This is a genomic window from Paractinoplanes lichenicola (assembly GCF_016785085.1).
Classification (GTDB): domain Bacteria; phylum Actinomycetota; class Actinomycetes; order Mycobacteriales; family Micromonosporaceae; genus Actinoplanes; species Actinoplanes lichenicola.
On sequence record NZ_JAENHO010000010.1, the window covers coordinates 373,825 to 395,576 of the forward strand.

General features: G+C 72.4%; 16 protein-coding genes and 1 pseudogene. 7 read left to right on the plus strand and 10 right to left on the minus strand.

All coding sequences use genetic code 11. The annotated features are described in order from the left end of the window. Positions 1-99: 99 nt before the first annotated feature. From JKJ07_RS33555 to JKJ07_RS33565, 3 genes are all read left to right on the plus strand, one after another. On the plus strand, positions 100-1,143 hold the full coding sequence (locus JKJ07_RS33555) for an ROK family protein (RefSeq protein ID WP_202995917.1): 1,044 nt from the start codon (positions 100-102) through the stop codon (positions 1,141-1,143). 37 nt (positions 1,144-1,180) lie between these two features. After that, the gene (locus tag JKJ07_RS33560) at positions 1,181-2,335 is read left to right on the plus strand and encodes an MFS transporter (protein WP_202995918.1); all 1,155 of its coding nucleotides are present in this window, start codon (positions 1,181-1,183) and stop codon (positions 2,333-2,335) included. A 616-nt stretch (positions 2,336-2,951) separates the two neighbouring features. Next, a complete protein-coding gene (locus tag JKJ07_RS33565) occupies positions 2,952-3,356 on the plus strand; it encodes a pyridoxamine 5'-phosphate oxidase family protein (RefSeq protein WP_202995919.1) in 405 nt (134 codons plus the stop codon). A gap of 1 nt (position 3,357) precedes the next feature. Here the strand turns inward: JKJ07_RS33565 and JKJ07_RS33570 are convergent, their stop codons facing one another. Further along, positions 3,358-3,795 carry a hypothetical protein gene (locus JKJ07_RS33570; protein WP_202995920.1) on the minus strand — a complete coding sequence of 146 codons (438 nt, stop codon included), beginning with the start codon at positions 3,793-3,795 and terminating at the stop codon, positions 3,358-3,360. Between the two features lie 129 nt (positions 3,796-3,924). Next, the gene (locus JKJ07_RS33575; RefSeq protein WP_307834537.1) at positions 3,925-4,878 is read right to left on the minus strand and encodes a pirin family protein; all 954 of its coding nucleotides are present in this window, start codon (positions 4,876-4,878) and stop codon (positions 3,925-3,927) included. A gap of 672 nt (positions 4,879-5,550) precedes the next feature. Between JKJ07_RS33575 and JKJ07_RS33580 the strand changes: the two genes are divergently transcribed. Further along, entirely contained in the window at positions 5,551-11,730 is a 6,180-nt protein-coding gene (locus JKJ07_RS33580; RefSeq protein ID WP_202996007.1) for a hypothetical protein, read from the plus strand. Here JKJ07_RS33580 and JKJ07_RS33585 read toward each other — a convergent pair. The 6 genes and pseudogenes from JKJ07_RS33585 to JKJ07_RS33610 all read right to left on the minus strand — a co-directional run bounded on the left by JKJ07_RS33585 (position 11,714) and on the right by JKJ07_RS33610 (position 17,756). Beyond that, complete coding sequence (locus JKJ07_RS33585) at positions 11,714-12,745, minus strand: GGDEF domain-containing protein (RefSeq protein ID WP_202995921.1); 1,032 nt, start codon at positions 12,743-12,745, stop codon at positions 11,714-11,716. The genes JKJ07_RS33580 and JKJ07_RS33585 overlap by 17 nt on opposite strands. Positions 12,746-12,888: 143 nt before the next feature. Beyond that, positions 12,889-13,740, minus strand: coding sequence for an EamA family transporter (locus tag JKJ07_RS33590; RefSeq protein ID WP_307834538.1), 852 nt, complete (start codon positions 13,738-13,740; stop codon positions 12,889-12,891). Next, the gene (locus JKJ07_RS33595) at positions 13,737-14,921 is read right to left on the minus strand and encodes an ABC transporter permease (protein ID WP_202995922.1); all 1,185 of its coding nucleotides are present in this window, start codon (positions 14,919-14,921) and stop codon (positions 13,737-13,739) included. The genes JKJ07_RS33590 and JKJ07_RS33595 overlap by 4 nt, the downstream gene beginning before the upstream one ends. 2 nt (positions 14,922-14,923) lie before the next feature. Beyond that, positions 14,924-15,592, minus strand: a pseudogene (locus JKJ07_RS33600) (ABC transporter ATP-binding protein); the annotation flags it as partial. Beyond that, complete coding sequence (locus JKJ07_RS33605; RefSeq protein WP_438871453.1) at positions 15,589-16,977, minus strand: efflux RND transporter periplasmic adaptor subunit; 1,389 nt, start codon at positions 16,975-16,977, stop codon at positions 15,589-15,591. The pseudogene JKJ07_RS33600 and the gene JKJ07_RS33605, both read right to left, overlap by 4 nt. Positions 16,978-17,024: 47 nt before the next feature. Next, positions 17,025-17,756 carry a L,D-transpeptidase family protein gene (locus tag JKJ07_RS33610; RefSeq protein ID WP_438871456.1) on the minus strand — a complete coding sequence of 244 codons (732 nt, stop codon included), beginning with the start codon at positions 17,754-17,756 and terminating at the stop codon, positions 17,025-17,027. 167 nt (positions 17,757-17,923) lie between these two features. Here JKJ07_RS33610 and JKJ07_RS33615 point away from each other — a divergent pair, with 167 nt between their 5' ends. Both JKJ07_RS33615 and JKJ07_RS33620 read left to right on the plus strand, forming a co-directional pair. Then, complete coding sequence (locus tag JKJ07_RS33615; RefSeq protein WP_202995925.1) at positions 17,924-18,199, plus strand: hypothetical protein; 276 nt, start codon at positions 17,924-17,926, stop codon at positions 18,197-18,199. After that, positions 18,196-18,540, plus strand: a complete 345-nt coding sequence (locus JKJ07_RS33620) for a hypothetical protein (RefSeq protein WP_202995926.1) — start codon at positions 18,196-18,198, stop codon at positions 18,538-18,540. Before JKJ07_RS33615 ends, JKJ07_RS33620 begins: the two co-directional genes overlap by 4 nt. A gap of 17 nt (positions 18,541-18,557) precedes the next feature. Here the strand turns inward: JKJ07_RS33620 and JKJ07_RS33625 are convergent, their stop codons facing one another. Beyond that, positions 18,558-19,046 (minus strand): hypothetical protein, encoded by a 489-nt coding sequence (locus tag JKJ07_RS33625; protein ID WP_202995927.1) that lies wholly within the window; start codon positions 19,044-19,046, stop codon positions 18,558-18,560. A 173-nt stretch (positions 19,047-19,219) separates the two neighbouring features. Beyond that, entirely contained in the window at positions 19,220-20,188 is a 969-nt protein-coding gene (locus JKJ07_RS33630; RefSeq protein WP_202995928.1) for a CAP domain-containing protein, read from the minus strand. Positions 20,189-20,480: 292 nt separating this feature from the next. Here JKJ07_RS33630 and JKJ07_RS33635 point away from each other — a divergent pair, with 292 nt between their 5' ends. Continuing rightward, a complete protein-coding gene (locus JKJ07_RS33635; protein ID WP_202995929.1) occupies positions 20,481-21,722 on the plus strand; it encodes an acyltransferase family protein in 1,242 nt (413 codons plus the stop codon). Positions 21,723-21,752: the final 30 nt, after the last annotated feature.

A 21,752-nucleotide genomic window follows, 5' to 3' on the forward strand; every position in this document is an offset into this window, starting at 1 on the left:
CGTACGGCGTCCGTATGTGCTCCTGCAACCATGACTAACGCAGCCGCAATCCGCCCGCACCCGTACCGCGGGGACGAAGTCGGACGTACGCTCAAGCCTGTGGATCAGGCTGAATCGGTACGCACCCCCGCCTCCTGGGTCGTCGTCGGGCTCGACAACGGCGGCACCTGCAACAACGCCACCGTGCTGGACGCGACCGGTCGATATCTCGTCGACAACCTGGTCGAGAATCCGAGCCTGGTGACCGACGGCCCCGAGTCGGCGATCGAGCAGCTCGCCGCGGCCTTCCACAACATCCTCGACCTGACCAGCACGCCGCTGACCCTCGTGCGGGCGGTCGGGCTCGACACCCCCGGCCCGGCCAGCGCCAAGGGCGTCATCTCGTCGAAGGGCGCGACGAACTTCAGCATGACCTCATGGCACGGCTTCGACATCCGCAGCGCGCTCGAGGCGAGGATCGGCCTGCCCGTCTTCTATCTGAACGACGCCAACGCCGCCGCCCTGTACGCGCACCACCGGCTCTTCGGCGCCGAGGCGATGACCAAGTCGTCGGCCGCCGCGATCGTCGGCACCGGCCTGGGCGGCGGCGTGGTCGTCGACGGCCGGGTGGTCAGCGGCGCCGCGGGCATGGCGGGCGAGCTCGGTCACGTGCAGATCCCGCTGCACGGCGTGCTCGAGGTGGGCCAGCCCGTCCCCGAGTGCAACTGCGGCTTCACCGGCGACGTCGAGAGCATCGCCTCGCTCACCGGCATCAAGAAGAACCTGCTGCCCTACTGGCTGACCCGCTTCCCCGATCACCCGCTGGCGGCCCTGCCCCTGCCGCAGGCGGCCAAGCAACTTCGCTCGTACGCGGAGAAGGAGGACCCGCTGGCCCTGGCGGTCTTCGAGCAGCAGGCGAAGGCGATCGGCAAGCTGTTCACCATCGCCGCCAACTTCACCGACCCCGACGCGTACCTGCTGGGCGGCGGGGTCGTCGAGGCCGCGCCCAAGTTCCGCCAGTGGTTCCTCAACACGGTCCGCGAAAACACCCAGCTGCGCGCCGAACAGTCCGCCGCGGCCACGTTCGCCCTGGTCGCCGACCTCGACATGGCGGGCGCCCGCGGTGCCGCCGTGGCCGCGCTGGAAGCCGTACAGCCCGCCTGATCTTGCCGCGGCGGGCCGGGTACACCATCCTGTCCCAGTGACCGCGTTCTTCATCGCCGGTGGGTACGCGGCTCAGGGCCTCGGCTACGCCGCCCTGGTGACCGCGTTGCCGCAGCTCAAGGAGCGCCAAGGCGTCGACGACACGTTCGTCTCGGTGATCCTGCTGCTGGTCTGCGTGGCCGCGGCCGGCGGCTCGATGCTGGCCGACCGGGTGGCGGCCCGCCTGGGCAGCCGTTACGCCCTGGCCGGCGGTCTGCTCACGGTCGCGGTGGGGCTGGGCCTGACCACCGTACGCACTCCGCTTTTTATGTTTACAGCGGTGCTGATCCTGTACGGGGTGGGGCTGGGCGCGGTCGACGCCAGCCTCAACATGCAGGGCGTACTAGTGCAGACCCGGCTGGGCCGCAGCGTGATGAACCGCCTGTTCGCGGCGTACACGGCCGCCGCCATCCTCGCGGCCCTGCTGATGTCCGCGTTCGCGGCCGGCGGGGCCGGGGCGTCGGTCGCGGTCGGGGTGGCCGCCCTCTTCGCTTTCCTGTACGTGGTGTCGGCCTGGCGTTTCCTGGAGCCCGCGCGCACCCTGGCCGTCCCGGCTGACTCGCCTTCGGCCGGCACCCGCCACATCATCTGGATCTGCGGCGCGTTCGTCCTCACCGGATTCCTGGCCGACTCCGCGGTCAGCACGTGGAGCTCGATCTACCTGGACTCGTTGGTCGCACCCGCCGCCGTGGTCCCCCTCGGCTACGCCGCGTATCAGGCCACGGTGCTGCTCTCCCGCCTGACCGGCGACCACCTGGTCCCCCGCATCGGCCGCACGGCCGCGGCGACCGGGGCCCTGCTGGTCTGCGCCCTCGGCTGCGCCCTGGTCACGGCAGTCCCGACGATCGCGGCGGCCATCACCGGCTTCGCCCTCACGGGGCTCGGTGTAGGCCTGCTCATTCCCTTGGCCTTCAGCGCGGCGGGCGAGGCCACCCCTGGTCGCAGCGATGCTGTGCTGGCCCGGGTCAACCTGTTCAACTACGCCGGGGCGCTGCTGGGGGCCGTGGTGATCGGGGCGCTGTCCGAGCCGATCGGGTTGCGGTGGGCGTTCCTGGTGCCTGTTTTGGGGCTGTTGCTGACTTTGCCGGTGGTCCGCGCTTTGCGGCACCTGCCTACGGCAGCGTCCAGCCACCCACTCACCGTCCCGAACTGACCCTCGCCAGCCCGACCCACATCTACGGCGGCAGCTGGCACCTGCTCGTCACAACCTGACCGTTCGACCCGCCTGTGTGCGCCCGCGGGACACCGCCGCCACCCACCGCCCAACCGCTGACAGGCGCCGCTGCCACCTCGCCTGCACGGGGCCGCGCCAATCCCCACCGGCACCCGCTCGCCGAACCCCACCGCAGGGACGCACGGGCCAGTCCCCCTTGGTAAGTGAGTACTCGAAAACTAAGGACAGCAGTCGGCCCATGGTTTGTGAGTACTCACTTACGAGCGGAGAGGTTCGACTGCGCCGATGGGATGTGAGTGCTTACTTACAACGAGACCAAGCCCATGTCCGACCGACGGATGTGAGTACTCACTTACAGCAGGACCGAGCGGGGCCGAGTTCCGCTCCGGTCCAACGGTAGGAAGTGAGTACTCACTTACGAAACCGGTTGTGTGCGCTTGAGCGCGGCCGGCGGGTGGTGACCAGCACGACGAGATGGGTGAGCCCCGCTCACGAGGGCCGATGTGAGTACTCACTACCAAGTCGGACCCGGGTCAGGTGGGGATGATCACGGCGCGGATGATGGGCTGATGAGTGCGTCATGGGTGGTTGGGCGATGAGCGGTCGGGTCGATATCGCCAACGCCGACTTGTCGGAGTTCTGGACCGAGAGGCACCTCTGTACGTTCACGACGTTGCGAGCCGACGGGTCGCCGCACGTGGTGGCGGTCGGGGCGACGCTCGATCCGGCGAACGGGTTGGCCCGGGTGATCTCGTCGGCCACGTCGGCGCACGTACGGCATGTGCGTAACGGGCAGGGCCGGGTGGCGATCTGCCAGGTTGACGGCCCCCGCTGGACGACCGTGGAGGGGCTCGCCGTCGTGCGGGACGATCCGGAGTCGGTGGCCGAGGCCGAGAAGCGGTACGCGGCCCGCTACCGGCAGCCGCGGCCCAACCCGGCGCGGGTGGCCATCGAGGTGACAGTCACCAAGATCCTGGGATCGAGCCGGTTCGTTTCCTGAGTCAGATGCGGCCGTCGGAGGTGAAGGGGCCTACCTTGGCCGGCAGGGCCAGGCCGGCGCCGGCCAGGTGCATCAGCAGGTCGTGCAGCTGGCGGCGAGTCAGGGTGTCGTGCGGGCCGGGCTCGGGGTGGGGCACGCCGAGCGCGCGGGCGGCCTCGACGGCGCGGGTGCCGATGGCGGCCTCGACCGCCCAGAGCCTGTGGGCCCGCATGGCCAGGTGGGCCGACACGGTCAGCTCGCTGTGCAGCCGCAGCAGGCGGCGCAGGTCGGCGGCGAGTTGTTCGATCGGAGGCCCGTACGGCTCCGGCGGTTTCGGTCTGGCCGCCTCCCAGCGGTCGGCGATGGCGCCGCACCACTTCGGCGCATAGATCACGAGCGCGCCGAGCAGAGTCGGCGTGGCCACGATGAGGGCGAGCTTCGCTGCGTCCCAGAAGTCCACTGTTGCTCCCTGCGAACGGCACGACATGGCCGTACCACTCGACCATCCGCTCGCGGGGAACCACCGTCAACCCGATTGGGCCGCTCGACGCACAGCGCGTGCGCCGTACGCAAAACCCGGCACCACTATCTAGCGAATGCGGCCTCGGGGAACCAGGCGGGTGATCGGCATCGGGGGCGCGGGCAGGGGCGGGCCGTCGTAACCGTGGACCTCGCCGAAGCGCGGGGTGCCGTCGGACCAGTCGGCTCGCATCTGGACGATCTCGTCGTGGTCGCGTGCCACGAAGTTCCACCACATGACGATGCGCTCCTCGAACGGCTCGCCGCCGAGCAGCAGCAGGCGGGACGGGGACTCGGTGGCGACGCGGACCGTCTCGCGGCCGGAGCCGAGGTAGAGCAGTGGGCCGGGTTTCAACGTCGCGTCGTCGACCGTGGCCGCGCCGTCCAGCGCCAGTAATGCGTACTCGAAATCGGGTCTCAATGACAACGTGGACTCGGCGCCCTGGGTGAGGGCGAGCTCGGCCCCGACCAGCGGTGTGTGGCTGCGCGCGGGGGACGTGGCGCCGGCGAAGCTGCCGATCAGGACGGTGGTGGTGAGCCCGCCCTCGGTGATCACGGGCAGGTCGGCGTGGTGCGCGAAGGCCGGGGGCAGGTCACGCGCGGCGTGCGGCAGCGCGACCCAGAGCTGGACGCCGTGCAGGACGGGCGTGTGCTCGGCGGGCGTCTCCTCCGAGTGGGAGATGCCGCGGCCGGCGGTCATGATGTTGAGCTGGCCCGGCCGGATCAGCTGCAGGCTGCCCAGGCTGTCGCGGTGCAGCACCTCGCCGGCGAGCAGCCACGTGACCGTCTGCAGCCCGGTGTGCGGGTGCGGACCCACGCGCATGCCGTCGGACAGATCAAGATCATGCGGCCCGTACGCATCCAGGAAGCACCACGCGCCGACCATGCGGCGCTGGCGGTTGGGCAGTGTGCGGGTGACGGCGAAGCCGCGGGGGCCGCCCAGCGCGACCGGGGCGCCCTCGAGCAACTCCATGGCGGCCGGCGCGGTGAGCCCGACCTCGGGGTCTGCTTCGAAGCTACTCACGCCACAAAAGCTACCGCCCGGAAACGGCGGCGGGGGGCTACCCCGCCGCCGTCTCGTCCCGGCCTTGCCGCGCAGGCACGACCTCACACCGGCATGGGGGGCAGGACGATGTGAGCGTTCGCGTTGAGTGTGCGCGGTGGCAGCCGACTGAAACGGGGGGCGGCGGCCGCCGGCCGGGGAGTTGAAGGTCTGTATTACTCGGCGGTACCTCTCTACCGTGACATTCGATAGCACCTTGATCCGTTTCTGGGGAGCGTGTGCTTCGCCACTGCCGGGTGCCCTTATTACTCGTCCGTATCGTCAGAACGAGTTTAAGACTTGCTTAAGTTCGGGCCCGGATCGACGGTGACGGCTTGTCCCGGGGATCGAACGATCTGTAGATCAGCCGACAGTGTTTGAACCGTTCACCGCAGCCCCGCGTACTCTCCGGCGAGGAAACAAGCCCGGCGGAGTGACGAGCCGGGGCCGCCGCGCGGTCCCGACCCGGCGGCGACGCCGCGGGAAGCGCTCCCGGGGGTGGTGGCGCGGCTCGCAAATCCGTGGTTAACCTTCCACATCCACCGCGTGGGAGGGGATCAACCGGGCACGCGTGACGAACGGGGGGCGAGGCATGCGGCGCTGGGGTGAAGGGCACCTCCCCTGCCGTCGTACCCACGCTTCGGGAGCCGCGGCATGAGCTTCGAGGACGACGAATACTGGGAAGAGGAGTACTCCGAGTATTCCATCGTCCCCAACGCGGCGGTCGTGCAAGAGCGTCAGTACGAGCGTCGTGACACCCCCGACGCGGTCATCCCGACCCGTCGCGGCGGGTCCGGCGGCCAGGTCGACGAGCTGGCCGCACGCCGTCAGCGCCGGGCCACCGGCAACTCCGCCGGGCAGCACAAGCCGCAGGCCGCGTTCGACTCGCAGCGGCCGAGCTGGCTCGACGACCCCGACTTCGTGCCGATCGACACGTCCCAGCCCAACCTCGCCGGCGACGACTTCGACGAGGTCGACTTCAACCGGCCCGAGCTCGGGGCCGACTTCGACGCGCCCGACACGACGTACGCGCGGCGCGACGACCGCTACGACGTGCACGACGACATCGACGAGCCGTACGACCACCGCGACCTCGAGGCGTACGGGCATGGTCCGAACCCTGGCGTGAAGACCGTCAGCCGCAGCGACGACGAGGAGCGGCCGGCCGGCCGGTGGCGGCGCTCCCAGCCGGCCCAGCCGTCGCGCTCGCAGCCCGGTCAGCCGTCACGCTCTCAGCCGGCCCAGCCGTCGCGCTCGCAGCCCGGTCAGCCCTCGCGCTCGCAGTCGCCGCGCTCGCAGTCGCCGCGCTCGCAGCCGTCGCAGCGGCCTCGCCGGCCCGAGGAGGAGCGTCCCGCCGCCTCCGCCGGGCGGGCCCGGGTGCCCGAGGCGCGCCCGCAGGACGATCTTTACCGTCGTCCCGACGGCCCGCGCCGGCGCGACGACGCGTACGAGTACGACGAGCGCCGCCGCCGTCCGCACCCCGACGAGGGCGTGCGCCGGGGCGAGCGGGCCGCGATGATCTGGGACGAGCAGCCCGTCGACGCGTCCGACGTCCGCGATCGGCGGCGGCCCGACTCGCGCCGTGACTACGACGAGCGCCGCGACTACGAGTACGACGAGCGCCGTCGTCACCGCGACTACGCGGAGCGGCCCGAGCCGCGCCGCGAGCGCGACTACGACGAGCGCCGCCAGTGGCCCGCCGAGGCCGACGACCGCCGGGGCTGGGCTCCGCCCCGCGAGGAGGCGCCGCTCACGATCGAGGGCGAGATCCTCGAGGAGCGCCCGCCGCGCACCATCGAGGGCGAGATCGTCGACGACCGTCGCCGCCCGGCCGCCCGCAACGTCAACGTGCCGGTCGGCGGTCAGGGCTGGACCACGGAGGAGGACGAGCAGGGCTGGGTCGAGGAGGCGCCGGCCGCTTCGCTCGAGGCCCCGCCCGCCGCGCCTCCCGTGGAGGACGGCCCGCGCGTGGTCAGCAAGGCCACTCCACCCGCCGCACCCCGCGTCATCGGCAAGGAGGAGCCGCCGCCCGCGCCGCGCGTGGTCAAGAAGGCGGAACCCCCGGCGCCGCCTAGGGTCGTCGGCACGCATGCGCCGACCCCGGCCGCCCGGGTGGTCAGCCCTCCCCCGGCGCCCGCCACTCCGGTCAGCCAGCCGCCGGCCGTTCCGCCGCAGGCCCCGGCCGCTCCGGCTCCGGCCGCCGCGCAGACGCCGCCGCCTCAGGCTCCGGCCGCTCGCGCTGCCGCTGCCGTGCCGCCTGTTCCGCCGCAGCGCCCCCAGCAGGGAGTTCCCGGTCAGGCCGCCGCTCGCGGGCCCGTGGCCGAGCCGGGCCGTGGGCCGGTGCCGCCTGCGCCCGTCCAGCCTGCTCAGGGTCGTGGGCCCGGCCAGGCTGACAGCCGCGGTCCTGTCGCGTCCGACGGTCGCGGTCAAGTGCCGGTTGACAGTCGCGGTGGCGTTCCGGCCGATGGGCGTGGTCCCGTTCCGGCCGATGGACGTGGTCCTGTTCCGGCCGATGGGCGCCGTTCCGAGCCAGGCGACGGGCGTGGTCCCGTTCCGGCTGACGGGCGTCGTCCCGGCCCGGCTGACGGGCGTCGTCCCGAGCCGGCTGACGGGCGTCGTCCCGAGCCGGCTGACGGGCGTGGTCCGGTTCCGGCTGACGGGCGTGGGGTTGTGCCGCCGGGGCGTGGGGCGGTTCCGCCGCAGGTGCCCGGGCAGCGGTCGCAGGGGGCCGGTGATCCGTCGCTGGTCGAGACCGATCCGCGGCTCGAGATGCCGCGCTCGCGGCGCAGCCCGCGGACGGCCCACGTGTTCCTCTCCGAGGGCGACGACCCGTGGGCGATGATCGCGGACGAGGCGCCGCCCGCCGCACTGCCGAGCAGCGGTTTCGGCCGCCCGGTGTCGCCGGCCGCGCCTCCGTATCCGGGCGCCGTGCCGCCCGCCGCTCACGGTGCCGCCCCTGTTCAGCCCGTCGGCCCACCGCCGGGTGTCGCCCCGCGGCCACCCGCCTCGGTTCCGCCCGCGGCCGGTCCGGTTCCGGGTGTTCCGGCGCCGCCGCGGCAGGGCGCTCCCCTGCCGCCGGGACACGTTCCCGCCGCCCACACCCAGGTGCCGCCCGGGCCCGACCGTGGGGCTCCGCAGCAGCCTGCCGCACAGCAGTTCCCAACCCCGCGGGTCGCACCGGTCTCGCCGGCCTCGGCCCCGGTCACCCCGGCGGCACCGCGCGACGTACCGCAGCCGCCGGTGCAGCACAGCCCGGTCGTGCCCGAACCTCGTTCGTCGCCGGCACCAGGTCAGGGCCGGTCCGCCGAATTCCAGGGCTGGCCGGACGACCCGGCGCAGGCTCGGGCTGGCATGCCACAGCCCCGTCCGGAACAGCCCCCGGCCGGGCCGGATCCGCGTGCGGCCCGCCCGGCGCCTGGCCCCGACCAGCGGCAACAGTGGCCCGACCAGCAGCAGGCGGCCGCTCCGTCCGTGCCGGTGCAACCCGGCCCCGACCGCTCCGCGCCCAGCCAGCCCGCCCCCGAGGAGCACACCGCCCCGCACAAGCCCGGCGGCGACTTCTTCCGGCGAGCGGTCGACAAGCTGTTCGGCCACGGTTCCGACAAGCACGAGCCGGCCCAGCCCGAGTCGCGGCAGCAGACCCCGAGCCGGCCCCCGTCCCCCGGCTCGTACGCCGATGAACGGCAGGCGCCGGGGCAGTTCACTCCTGGCCAACAGTTCCCGGCCGAGCAGGCGCCGGGGCGGCAGACCCAGGACGAGCGGGCGCGGCAGTTCTTCGAGCAGGACGCATCCGATCGGCAGCAGCACGATCGGCACGCGCCGGAACCGCGCGGAGCGGAACTCTGGGACCAGCGCCCTGCCGACGGGCAGACACCGGGCCAGCACGGCCCCGGCCCGCAGCACCCGGAGCGGCGCACGCCGGAACAGGAGCACCCGGGCCAGCAAGAACACGATCCACGGTTCGCGAGCGAGCAGGCGACCGGCGAGCAGTTCCTGGTGGAGCGCGCGCCCGGTTCGCAGGCGTCCGAGCAGCAGGCCTGGGAACAGGGCCCGCAGCGACGCACGCCCGACCAGCAGTTCCCGGGCCGGCCCGACGGCTCCCGGTTCTCGAACGAGCCGGCGGGTGAGCAGTTCGCGGAACGGCAGACGCCCACCCCGCAGAGTCCGGAACGGCAGACGCCCGGCTCGCAGAGTCCGGAATCGCGCACGCCCGGCTTGCCGAGGCCGGAGCCACGCACGCCCACGCAACAGGGGCCGCAGCCGCACACGACCGCGCAACAGGGGTCGGAGCCGCACACGACCGCGCAACAGGGGTCGGAGCCGCGCACGCCCACGCAGCGGGGGCCGGAGCCACAGACGCCCACGCAGCAGGAGTCCGGACCGCGCCTGCCCGAGCGGCAGGCCTGGGACCAGCGCGCGTATGGCGAGCCGTCGGCGGACCAGCGCGAGCACGGCTCTCGACTGGGCGCGCCCAACCAGCAGTTCCCGGACGATCAGCGGCCCGAGGGGCACGACGGTGGACGGCGTGGCCCGCAGGAGCGCGCGGCCGTCGAGCAGCTCTTGGAGCGGCACACCCCGGGTTCGCAGCACCAAGGAACACGCACGCCCGATCAGCAGGCGTCCATCCAGGACGGTTGGGAACGGGCCGGGGGTCAGCCTGCGGGCGGTTACGACGGCCAGCCTGCTCACGGGCAGCCGATTGCGGGCCAGCAGGCTCCGGAATCGCACACGCCTGACCAGCACACTGTCGCGCACCACGCGCCCGGGCAGCACGAGCCGGGGCAGCACGAGGCCGGGCGGCAGGGTGAGCGGCGGGGGCTGAGCCAGTTCACGCCGGGTCAGCGGCCGGGTGGTCAACCGGCCCCGGGCCAGCAGGGTTCGGGTTCGCAGGGACAGCCTCGCCGCGACGCGATCCCCAGCCAGCCCACACCCGAGCAGCAGCGCGACGCGATCCCGAGCCAAGCCGGCGCCCAACAGCGCGACGTGTACCGCGACCAGCACGCGGCCGAGCAGCAGCGCGAGCCCAGTTCGCAGCAGCGTGGTCCCGAGCAACGCGACGCCATTGCAGGGCAGCACGGCCCCCAGCAGCGCGACGCCATTCCGCAGCAGCACGGCCCCGAGCAGCGGCGCGACAAGGCGGTTTTCGCGCCGCAGAGTCCGGCCGTGCCGCAGGGTCAGGCCGGGGAGCAGCCGGCGTGGGCGCCGCAGAGTCCAGCCGCGCCGGAGAGTCCGGCCGGGGAGCAGCCGGCGTGGGCGCCGCAGAGTCCAGCCGCGCCGCACAGTCCGGCCGAGGAGCAGTCGCCGTGGGCGCCGCCTCGGGAGGGTGGGCGGCCTACGTCGCTGGCTACGGCGCCGGTCAGTTCGCCGGCCGCCTACCGGCCGCAAGTGCAGCCGCAGAGTCCGGCTCAGCAGGGTCACGCTCAACCGCAAAACCCGGCTCAGCCCCAGAGCCACGCTGTCCCCAGGCAGGTCAGTCCGGCCGACGGGATGACGGCCCAGCCCACGCAGCCGTTGGCCGCGCCGCAGCAGGCCCAGGCCCCGGCCGCGGCCGGCGTTCCGGCTCAGCGGCCCCCGGCGGACGAGCCGCAGGCCGCGAGGTCCCGGCACGCGGGCCCTGATGACGACATGTCCGAGCGGACCGACGGCGACCCCAACAAGCTCGGGGCCCACGCCGCGCCGTACATGGATCCGGATGGCACGTTGCACAACGTCCGGCCGATCGGGCGGCTCGCCGTATCCGGCGCGGACGCTCCGAACCGGCCGGCGGACACCGAGTTCGGCGGCATGTGGTTCGGCTCCAGGGCCGGCGGATCAAACCAGGGCGAACCAGGCCAGGGCGAGCCACGTCAGACCGAACCAGAACAGCGCGAGACAAGCCAAGACACGACAGGCGGAGACGCGACAGGCCAGGACGCGACAGGCCAGGACGCGACAGGCCAGGACGCGACAGGCCAGGACGCGACAGGCCAGGACGCGACAGGCCAGGACGCGACAGGCGAGGGTCGAACCGGCCAAGGCGAGGGAAAGACCGACGACCCGCCCAGCGACGGCGTAGTCATCGATCTTGACGTCACGGACCTGTTCCAGGGCATGAAGGTGGCGGAGCAGGTCGACCCCACCGCCGTACGGGCCACGATCGACGAGCACATGGCCGCGTACAAGCCGCAAGCGCAGAAGGAGCACCAACCCCCGGAGCGCCCCGCCCTCTCCGCAGCCGACCTGGAGGCCATCCGCTGGCGGCTCGACGGCGGCACCCTGCGCGAGGTCGTCGACGACCGTGACGCCCTCCGCGAGCTGGGTGAACGCCTCGACGGCCCGCTAGCCGACGAGGTCGACAACGTAGCCAAGGCGGGCCTGCTGAGCGTCCGCGCCGAGGTCTACCGCCTGCTCGGCGAGCTGGGAATGGCCGCCGCGGCCAGCCGGCTGGCCCTGGCCCACGCCGAGGCGGCCCGCGACTTGCAGTCCGAGGTGATCGCGCAGGCCGAGCTGGCGCACATCTTGCGGCTGCGGGGCGACTTCATGGAGGCCGACCGCCTGTTCGCGAAGGCGACCGGTTCCGGCGTGCCCGAGACGCTGCGCAGCGTGGTGCACGAGAACGCCGGGCGGTGCTGCTTCGACCAGGGCCGGCACATGGAGGCCCTCGATCACTTCGCCCGGGCCGTCCGGCTGGGCAACACGGAGGACGCCGATCTGGCCGCCCGGGTCGGGGTGTGCCTGGAGGCCGTCTACATCCACGTGCTGCGCGACGGCTGGGGCCCCTACCCGCGGACGCGCGAGGAGATCCTGGGAATCGACGAGAGCACCGCCGAGCAGCCGATCATCCAGCCGCGCTGACCGCGTGCCGGGGTGTCGGCGGGTGTGCCATCGCCGTACGTCCCCGGCCGCCCTGTTTGGCCTCGTAGAGTGCGGCGTCCGACGCGGCCCGCAGCTCGTCGGCCGTCCCGGCGTGGTCGGGCGCCAGCGCGATGCCGATGCTGAGCCCGAGGGTGCCGCACGGCAGGTCGTCGACGGCTTCGACGGCCGCGCGCACCTCGTCGGCGGTCCGCCGGGCGCTCAGCCGGTCGGTCCGCTGGAGCAGGGCGAATTCGTCCCCGCCGAGGCGGGCCACCACGTCCGAGTCGCGCCGGGCCACCGTACGGAGGCAGGAAGCCACCGTCTGAATAGCGCGGTCCCCCACCCCGTGACCCCACGTGTCGTTGACGTTCTTGAAGTGGTCGATGTCGATCGTCATCAGGGCCAGCGCCGCCCCGGATGCGACCGCGCGGTCCAGTTCGACGTCGAAGGAGCGCCGGTTGGCCACGCCGGTCAGCGGGTCGGCCAGCGCCTGCGATTCGAGCACCTCACGCAGGCGGTCGTTGCGGTTGCGCAGCGAGGCCACGACGATCGCGGTCAGGCTGAGCGCGACGGTCACCGACACCCAGTCGGAGAGCCCCGCCGCGAGCCCGCGCACCTCGAACGCGACCGCCGCGTGCCCGGCCGAGACCAGCGTCAGGATCGCCGCGGTCACCCGGTGACTGAGGAAGTTGGCCGTGTAGAGCACCGGCCACAGGTAGAACAGCTGGGAGCCCGCGCCGGCGTCGAGCGAGGCCCGGTTGAGCCCGGCGATGGTGATCACGGCGACGAACGGCACGAGCAGCCAGAACAGGCGCGGGACGGCTTGCGGGCGCCGCCATGCGAACAGCCCGCCGACGGCCATGAAGGCGACGGTCAGCGAGATCGCCACGACCCAGGCGACCGGGTGCGTGTCGGGCAGCACGATGCCGGTGAGGAACACGACCGGCGCCGCGGCCAGCATCAGGTACGCGACGCTGCGGGTTGCCCCCTGCTCGTCGCGGAGCCGATAGCGCACTTCTACCCGTTCGACGCTTCCAAGAAAAACCTGAGTACCCGTACGCGTCGTCACCTCACCGGACGCAACGGGGCGGAACCGGGCGTGCCGGCGACCTGGTCGGTGCGTACGGCCGTAGCGCCCGCACGGGATGTTGCCGGTGGTTACGCAGAAGAGACGACCGGCTCCCGCCGGCCCAGCGTGACCCCGGCGCTGGCCAGCGTGACCAGCACCAGCGCGACGATCTCGGCCGGGCCCAGCCGCTGGTGCAGGATGAGCAGCCCGGCCACGGCGGCCGCGGCTGGTTCGAGGCTCATCAGGATGCCGAAGACGCGGGTGGGGATGCGGCGCAGGGCGTGCATCTCGAGCCCGTACGAGAGCACCGACGACAGCACGGCCACCGCGACGACGCCGACGAGCAGCGCCGGGTGGGCGACCACGCCGGTGACGCCGGCCGTGCCGAACGGCAGCACCAGCACCGCGGCCACCGACAGCGACACGGCCAGGCCGCCGGTGCCGGGCGCGAGCGCGCCGAGCCGGGCGCTGAGCACGATGTACGAGGCCCAGAACAGCCCGGCGATGAAGGCCAGCAGCAGCCCGCTCAGCGGGGCCGAGCCGCCGCTGTCGAAGCCCAGCAGCAGCACCCCGGCCGCGGCCAGCCCGGCCCACAGCAGGTCGGTCAGGCGGCGGGTCTGCACGAGGGCCAGCAGCAGCGGGCCGAGGAACTCGACGGTGACGGCCATGCCCAGCGGCACCGTCCGCAGGGACAGATAGAAGATCAGGTTCATGCCCGCCATGGCGACCCCGAGCAGGGCCGCCGAGCGCCAGGCGGCGGCGGACCAATGACGTACGGCGGGGCGGGTTATGACGGCCAGGATCAGCGCGGCGAAGAAAAGGCGCAGGAACGTGACACCGCTCGCGCCCAGGTCGTCGAACAGGCCGCGCGCGATCGAGCTGCCGACCTGCACGGACGCGATGGCGGTGAGCACCAGCAGGGGCGCGGGCGGCGTCCTCACTCGGTGCGCAACGCGACGACGGGGTCGAGCCGGCCCGCGCGCTGGGCGGGCACGACACCGAAGACGATGCCGACGAAGGCCGACACGCCGAACGCCAGCACCAGCGACCACCAGGTGATCGCGGCCGGGACCGGCGAGAAGCGGTCGACCAGCAGGGCCGCGGTGACGCCGAGGGCCATGCCGAGCACCCCGCCGATCGTGGTCAGCAGCACGGCTTCGAGCAGGAACTGCACGCCGATGTCGCGCGGACGCGCCCCGACCGCCTTGCGCAGACCGATCTCCTTGGTTCGTTCGCGCACCGAGACGAGCATGATGTTGGAGACGCCGACCCCGCCCACGAGCAGGCTGATCCCGGCGATCGCGGCCAGCACCCCGGTCAGCACGCCCAAAATGTCGCCCAGCACGCCCAGGATCTGCTCCTGGGTGACCGCGCTGAAGTCGGTGTCCGGGTGCCGGTCGCTCAGGGTCTGGACGACAGCCGTGGACAGTTCGCCGATCCGCTCGCGGTCGGGCGCGCGGATGGCCAGGCCGTCGATGCGGTCTGTGCCGAGCAGGCGTTGCGCGGCCGTGACCGGCACGTGCACCTCGCTGTCGCGGTCGACGCCGAGGCTCTGCCCGAGCCGCTCGAACGTGCCGATGACCCGGAACCGGACGCCGCCGATCGTGATCTGCCGGCCGATCGGGTCGCGGTCGCCGAACAGCGTGGCGGCCGTGCCCGCGCCCAGCACGGCGACGCGGCGGCCGGTGGTCACGTCCGTACGGGTCAAATAGGTGCCGCGGTCGAGGGCGCGCACGAAGACCGTCGGCGTCGTCTCGAGCACCCCCTGCATGCTCGCGAACGCCGACCGGGAGCCCGCGCGCACCGTCTCGCCCGACGCGATCGTGACGGCCACCCGGTCACGGTCGCCCACCACGCGGGCGACCGCGTCGGCGTCGTCCATGTTCATCGTCGACGCGGCCGGCGCCGACCCCGCCTCGAGCCGGCCCGGCACGACCAGCAACAGGTTGGAGCCGAGCCCCTCGACCTGCTGCTCGATCTGCTGCTTGGTGCCCGTGCCGATGCCGACCAGCGCGACCACGGCGGCGACCCCGATGACGACGCCGAGCATGGTCAGCACGCTGCGCAGGCGGTTGGCGCGCAGGGCGTCCAGGGCGACGCGCCAGGCCTCGGCCAGCCTCATGGCACGATCACGCCGTCGCGCATCACGATCTGGCGCTGCGCGCGGGCCGCGACATCCCGGTCGTGGGTGACCAGCACGACGGCGACGCCGTCGCTGTTGAGCGATTCGAGCAGGGCGAGCACCGACTGGCCGGTCGTGGAGTCCAGGTTGCCGGTGGGCTCGTCGGCCAGCAGCACCGACGGGTCGGTGACCAGGGCGCGGGCGATCGCGACGCGCTGCTGCTCGCCGCCGGACATCTGGTTGGGCCGGTGGTCGAGGCGATGGGCCAGGCCGACCCGTTCGAGCATCGCCGTGGCGCGGTCGCGGCGCTCGCGGCGCCCGGCCCCGCGATAGACCAGCGGGAGGGCCACGTTGTCGCGGGCCGTCGTACGGGCCAGCAGGTGGAACGACTGGAAGACGAACCCGATCGTCTCGTTGCGCAGCTTGGCCATCTCGGCCGGGTTGAGCGTCGACACGTCGCGGCCGCCGATCAGCAGCGTGCCGCCGGAGGGCCGGTCGAGCCCGCCGAGCAGGTGCATCAGGGTCGACTTGCCCGAGCCGGAGGTGCCCACGATCGCCACGTAGTCGGACGGCTCGATGGTCAGCGACACGCCGCGCAGCGCGGGCACGGAGACGCCGTCGAGGTCGTAGGTGCGGCTGATGTCGGTGGCGACGATGGCGGGCGCGGTCATGAGGTCTTGTCGCCGGGACGGATCTCGTCGGCGCCCGCGACCGCGATCCGCTGCCCCGCGTCGAGCCCGTCCGTCACCTGCACGACGTCCTCGCCCTGCACCCCGAGCGTCACCGGCACGCGCTCGTAGCTGTCACCGCGTACGGTCCAGACCGTGTCCTTGCCGTCGACGTTGATGATCGCCGACGCGGGCACGGTGACCGCGTTGTCGGCCTCGCGCACCTGCAGCCGCACGACGGCACTCATCCCCGGCCGCGGCGTGGGAGCCGCCTCGCCGTCCGCGTCCTTCCCGGCGGCCAGATCGAGGCGCACCTTGTACGACACCCCGCCGCGGCTCGACGTCGTCGGGAGCAGATCAATGGCCCGTACGGTGGCCTGGTAGCTCGCGCCCGTGGCCGCGTCGAGCTCGACGGTCGCCTTGACCCCGGCCTTGACCAGTAGGACGTCGGTCTCGTCGACCTCGGCGGTCAGCCCGAGCTTGCTGACGTCGACCACGGTCAGGATCGGGGTGCCGGCCGCCACATAGCCACCGCGCGGCACCGACTCGTCGACGCCGGGCAGTGCCGAACCGGGGCCCGAGGCCGCCAACGGGCCCTGGGCCAGCAGGTCGCTCAGCGCCGGCGTGCTCGCGCTCGACGTGCCGCCCAGCTGCACCACCCCGGCCACCGGCGCACGCAGGGTGAGCGCCTCGACGGCCGCGTCGGCCAGCTCGTACGCCTGCTGGGCCTGCAACCGCTGCGCGGCCGAGAGCGAGCTGACCGCTTCACCCAGCGACGCCACCCCCTGCTGCACCGAGCGCAGGGCGGCCCCGGCGGCGGCGGACGCGGCGTCGTACTGCTGCCGTGCCGCGTCGACCTGCTTGAGCAACACCTCGCGCAGGGCCGGGTCGGTGATCTTGGCGGCGGCGTCGCGGGCCTCCTTGAAGGCGTCCGCGGCCTGCTTGTCGGTCTTCCTCCGGACGGCGGTGAAGCCGGACGTGCCGCCGATGGAGCTGCTCCCGCCGCGGGAGGCCTGGTCGAGCGCTCGTTCGGCGGAGCGGCGCCGCGCCTCCAGGTCGGGGGCGTCGATCACGGCGAGCACCTGGCCCTTGCCGACCCGCTGCCCCGATTCGACGCGCAGGTCGTCGAGGGTGCCCGCGGCGGGCGCGCTGACCGTGGCCGCGGCCCGAGCCGTCACCGAGCCGGGCGCCTCGACGATCTCGGACACGGTGCCGCGGGCGGCCTCACCGAGGCGTACGTCGGTCTGCTCGTCGTTGCAGGAGGCGGCCGTCGACGAGACCAGAAACAGGCCGGCCGCGGCGAGGACCAGGGTGCGCGGGGGTTTGGCAGACACGCACGCCACTCTATGCCGACCTGCCGGATGAACCGTCCGCACCGCACCACACACGCGAAAGGCGGGCCGCTGCTCAGCGACCCGCCTTTTCGAGAGAACCTCTACGTGCCCGGACGACGCCCGATGACCTTGACCGTCATGCCGATCTTGCCGACGCTGTAGTACGTCTGGGCGTCCTGCTTGAGCAGGTTCACGCAGCCGTGCGAACCGCGCCACTTGTCGTGGATGTAGGTCGTGGTCTGGTGGAAGCCCATCCCGCCCTTGAAACGCTGCCAGTAGGGCAGCCACACCTCGTACGGGTCGGACCACTCCTTCTTCGTCCGCTTGTTGATGCTGAAGGTGCCGGCCGGCGTGCGGTAGCCCTTCATGCCCGTGCGGACGACAGTCGGGTTCGTGAGCCGCTTGCCGTTCTTCATGATCCAGGCGGTCTGCTCGGTCAGGTTCACGCAGAACGTGGTGCCCGACTTCTTCGCCTTGCAGGCCTCGACCTTGGTGCGGCCGAGCCGGGCGGCCACGTCGTACGTGGTCGGGCCGGCCAGACCCTGCGCGGGCTGGATGCCGTAGCGCTGCTGGAACTTCTTGATGGCCGCACAGTCGGCAGGAGACTGCTTACCGTCGACCGTCGTCTTGCCGAAGCCGCCGAGCTTGTGGAGCCACCACTCGACCTGCTTCTGATATTTGCCGGTCGCGCACCCCGCGGCCGCGGCCTTGCTCACCGTCGTCGTCTTGACCGTTGCGCCTGCCACCGCCGGCGACAGCGCCACGGCACCCAGACCGCCGCCGACCAGGGTCGCCAGGACGACCCCGGTGAGGCGGGCGCCAACCCGTCTCACTCTCACTGTGTTCCTCCCCAGGAAACTTGTCCGCACATAGAAGCACAGCGAAGCGACGCACAACTCCTGCGGATGGAGCGTGGCGCGAAACCGGTAGGCCACATCGACGCTCGGCACGGCCGGTTGAGGGTTTCCGGGGCGTATTACGTGCGTAGTACGCTGGCAGGGTGCCGTACGAATGGGAAGAGTGGGCGCTGGCCGCCCTGCTCGGCATCGAGCCCCGCGAAGTGCGGCAGGCGCTGGAAGCTCGCCGGCGATGGCCGCGGCAAGCGCTCAGCGACACCGGAGTGCCCGTTCTCACCGTCTGGAGCCGCACGGCGGCGGGCCGGCCACTGATCGTGGCGGTCTACCACACCGCCGGTCACACGTGGAAGATTATTGGTGCGCGCGACCTGACGGATGCGGAGCTGGCCGAGTTCAGCAGGTGGGAGGAGACCCGATGAGCCACGACGACGCGACACCGCAGACGCCCGACCAGCTCGCCGCCTTCATGGAGGGGCTCACCTTCGCCCCGCCCCCGGCGCCGCAGGACGAGCAGGCCCTGCTCGACTCACTGCCCGCAGCCGGCTCCTCGGTCATGGTGGTGCGCTCCCTGCGCCTGCCGATCGAGCTCGACCAGGCCGTGGCCTCCGCCGCCCAGGCCGGCGGAGTCCCCAAAACAGCCTGGATCCGCCAGGCGATAGAAATGGCCCTGGCCGTCCAGGCCGACGACGACCAGCCCATCTCCCGAGCCGAAGCCCTCCGCGCCCTCACCCTCCTGCGCCCAGCCCGCCACGTCGCCTGACGCCCTGCGCCCGCCCCTCAATAGCGGGTCTGCACCTGGGTGACCGGATGACCCAGGAGCCGCCCCACCTCGGCAAGCTCCTCATCGCTGAGCTCCCACTCCGCGCGAGTCCAGTCGCGGGCGCTCACCTCGAATCGGGCGAACCCGATCGGATCCTCGTAACGCAACTCGGGCAGGCTGAGCGCGGCACCGCAGCAGGGAACCGTGACCTCGAGGTTTCCGATCCTCGGGTCTCCGTCGGCCAGCCCGGGGTGCCGCGCGAGCAGCAGCTCCCAGAACCAATCCAGCCCGAGCGCGGCGCCACATCGGCGACAGAAGACCTCCGCCATGTACTCGCCGCCGTCGATCAGGGCGACCCGGTCATAGAACACCGGCTCGACCGCCTCGACCCGATCACCCGGCCCAGCGAACAGCCCGGCAACATACCGAACCGCACCCGCGGCGGCGTCGGCCGTGGGCTGCCATTCCGGGTCGGTGGGGATCAACCGGATGAACGAGACACTCACGCTGCCACCCCTCGAGTCAGGTCCACCGGCGAATCTTAGGGTCCGGTCTTGCGGCTCGGCCCCGGCCGTTCGTCGGTGGGAGCGGTTGGTCGCGGTGGCACTCGATTCTCGAAGTGCAGAAGAAAGTGAAGCGAATGCCCGCCGCGAGCGCGACGGGCATTCGGGCGGGATGGTCAGCGGTCGGGGGTGGCGAAGTCCTGGACCCAGTACGGGGTGCGATCGCGGGAGATTGCCAGGCCGATGCCCATCTGGTGGAGGCGGCAGTCGAGGATGTTCTCGCGGTGGACTCGGCTGTTCATCCAGCCGTTGACCACCTCCCAGGCGCTGTCGGCGCCGCGGGCGATGTTTTCGCCGTAGCGCTTCCAGCGGTAGCCGGTGTCTGTCACCCGGTCGCCGGCGCTGTCGCCGTTGGGGGATTCGTGGGCGAAGTAGCGGCGGCGGGCCATGTCGGCGGCGTGGTCGTTGGCCGCTTCGATCAGGCGGCGGTCCAGCGTGAGTGAACCGCAGCCGCTGCGGCGGCGGTTGTGGTTGATCAGGGAGAGGACGCGCTGCTGCACGGGGGCCGCGGGGCTGGCCGAGACGTCGCGGGAGGTCACCGCGCGGCGGGCGCCGGCTATCACGTCGGCGGCCGGGGCCTGGCGGTGGGCCGTCACGCGGGGGCGCTGCTGGGCCGCGAAACCGGGCTGGGCGGGACGCAACCGGTCCGCGGAACCACGCCGGTCAGCGGAGTCACGCTGGGCACCGGAATCAGGCCGGGCCGCGTGAGGGGCAGCGTCGGCTGGAGCAGCGGGACGGGCAGGAGCAGCGGGACGGGCAGGAGCAGCGGCGTCAGGTGCCGCGGCTGCGGCGTGGGGGCGTACGGGGGCCTCGTCCTGATCCGAGCGGGAACGGCCGTGCCACGAGTCCGCGCCGCCGTCGTCGAGGGTGGGCCGCTCGTGCACCCCCCGGTCCGTGAACGGATCCTCCCAGGAGTCGCCCGCCGTGTCCTGATCCGACGCGTCCGATCCGAACAGGCTCGGCCACCAGAACGTGCCCCAGCCAGAGTCCGGCCGCTCGTCGGCGCCGGCCGACGTCGCCACGACGCCGCCCGCGAGCAAGAGCGCCGAAGCCGCCGCACAGACCACCACGAGTGGTTTCCGCATAACCCCGTAAATCCCATCGCTGTTCGTGGCGCCCGGCCGTTCCGGTCCGCCTACGTCGGGGGTCAACGTCACAGTCCGGCCAAGGTCACTTCCCGCTGGACGCCCGTAACCGCGCCACAACGGCCGCCGTCGCTGCCAAACACCGTGCGACCAGGCAACTCGGCAGCACAGACGTCGCACACCCGCACAGACAAACCGGACAGTTCATTCGTACGGGGTAAGTCCGGTGTGTTGTCTTCGCTGTCCGCCCGGTGGTCCCGAAAGCGCGGGCCGGACTGGCAACCTCGTCGCGGTGCGCAATCGCTACCTGGATCTGCTCCGTGCCGCCGCGATCGTCCGGGTGATCGTCTACCACCTCTTCGGATGGCCCTGGCTCTCGATCGTGCTGCCCGCCATGGGTGTCATGTTCGCCCTGGCCGGCTCGTTGACCGCGGCCTCGCTCGAGAAGCGGGAGGCGAGCAAGGTTGTCACCTCCCGGCTGCGCCGCCTGCTGCCGCCGCTGTGGCTGCTCGGCCTGGTCGTCGTGCCGGTCATGCTGGTCGCCGGCTGGATGCGGGAGAGCGACGGCGAGCACCCGTTCAGCGTGCCGAGCCTGCTGTTCTGGCTGCTGCCGATCGGCGACCCGCCCGGCAGCGACCAGGCGATCGACGCGTGGGAGCCGCTCTGGTACATCCGGGCGTACGTCTGGTTCGTCCTGCTCTCCCCCGTGCTGTTCGCGCTGTGGCGCAAGGTCGGGTGGGCCGCCGTCGCCCTGCCGCTGCTGATCCTGGCCGGGCTCGACCTGACCGGGTTCGAGCTGCCCGAGACGGCCGACGCCGCGCTGTGGGACTTCGTCACGTACGGCGCCTGCTGGGTCGCCGGGTTCGCGCACCACGACGGCCGCCTGGCCCGGCTCAAGCCGTGGCTGGCCTATCCGGTCGCGCTGGTGCTGGCCGCGGCCGCGCTGTGGTGGGCGCGCGACGAGGGCAGCTTCGACCTCAACGACATCTCGGAGTCGCAGGCGCTGTGGTCGCTCGCCTTCGTGCTGATCGTGTTGCGCTGGCAGCCGCCGATGGGCTGGCTGGCCCGGGTCAAGCCGCTCGACAAGGCGGTCACGCTGGTCAACGCGCGCGCGGTGACGATCTATCTGTGGCACAACATCGCCATCGCGGCCGTGTGGCCGGTGCTGACCGTGCTCGCGCTGGACGACCTGGGCGACCGGCTGGGCGCGGCGACCGACCTGGTCGCGGCGTTCGTGCTGACCTTGGCGGCGATGGTCGTATTCGGCTGGGCCGAGGATCTGGGCGCCAAGCGGCGGCCCCGGTTGTGGCCGTCGACGGCGGCCCCGCGAAAAGAACCGGAGCCGGAACCGGAGGCGCCGGTCGCCATGACCGGTGCACCGCGAAACTGGCCCCCGGCGCCGCAAAGAGAAGAAGCGCCGCAAAGAGAAGAAGCGCCACAAACAGAACAAGCGCCGCACTGGGCCCGGAACACCGTGCACGACCCCGGGCTGCCCGTGGCGGGCCGCCGCGCCGACCCCCTCGACGAGGCTTAGCGGCCGTTGTGAAGGAATCTCGGCTATCCG

Excerpts from the sequence above, each read along its gene's own strand:
- JKJ07_RS33565 (WP_202995919.1), top strand. The coding sequence starts at position 2,952 with ATGAGCGGTCGGGTCGATATCGCCAACGCCGACTTGTCGGAGTTCTGG.
- JKJ07_RS33580 (WP_202996007.1), top strand. The coding sequence starts at position 5,551 with ATGAGCTTCGAGGACGACGAATACTGGGAAGAGGAGTACTCCGAGTAT.
- JKJ07_RS33595 (WP_202995922.1), bottom strand. The coding sequence starts at position 14,921 with ATGAGGCTGGCCGAGGCCTGGCGCGTCGCCCTGGACGCCCTGCGCGCC.
- JKJ07_RS33620 (WP_202995926.1), top strand. The coding sequence starts at position 18,196 with ATGAGCCACGACGACGCGACACCGCAGACGCCCGACCAGCTCGCCGCC.
- JKJ07_RS33630 (WP_202995928.1), bottom strand. The coding sequence starts at position 20,188 with ATGCGGAAACCACTCGTGGTGGTCTGTGCGGCGGCTTCGGCGCTCTTG.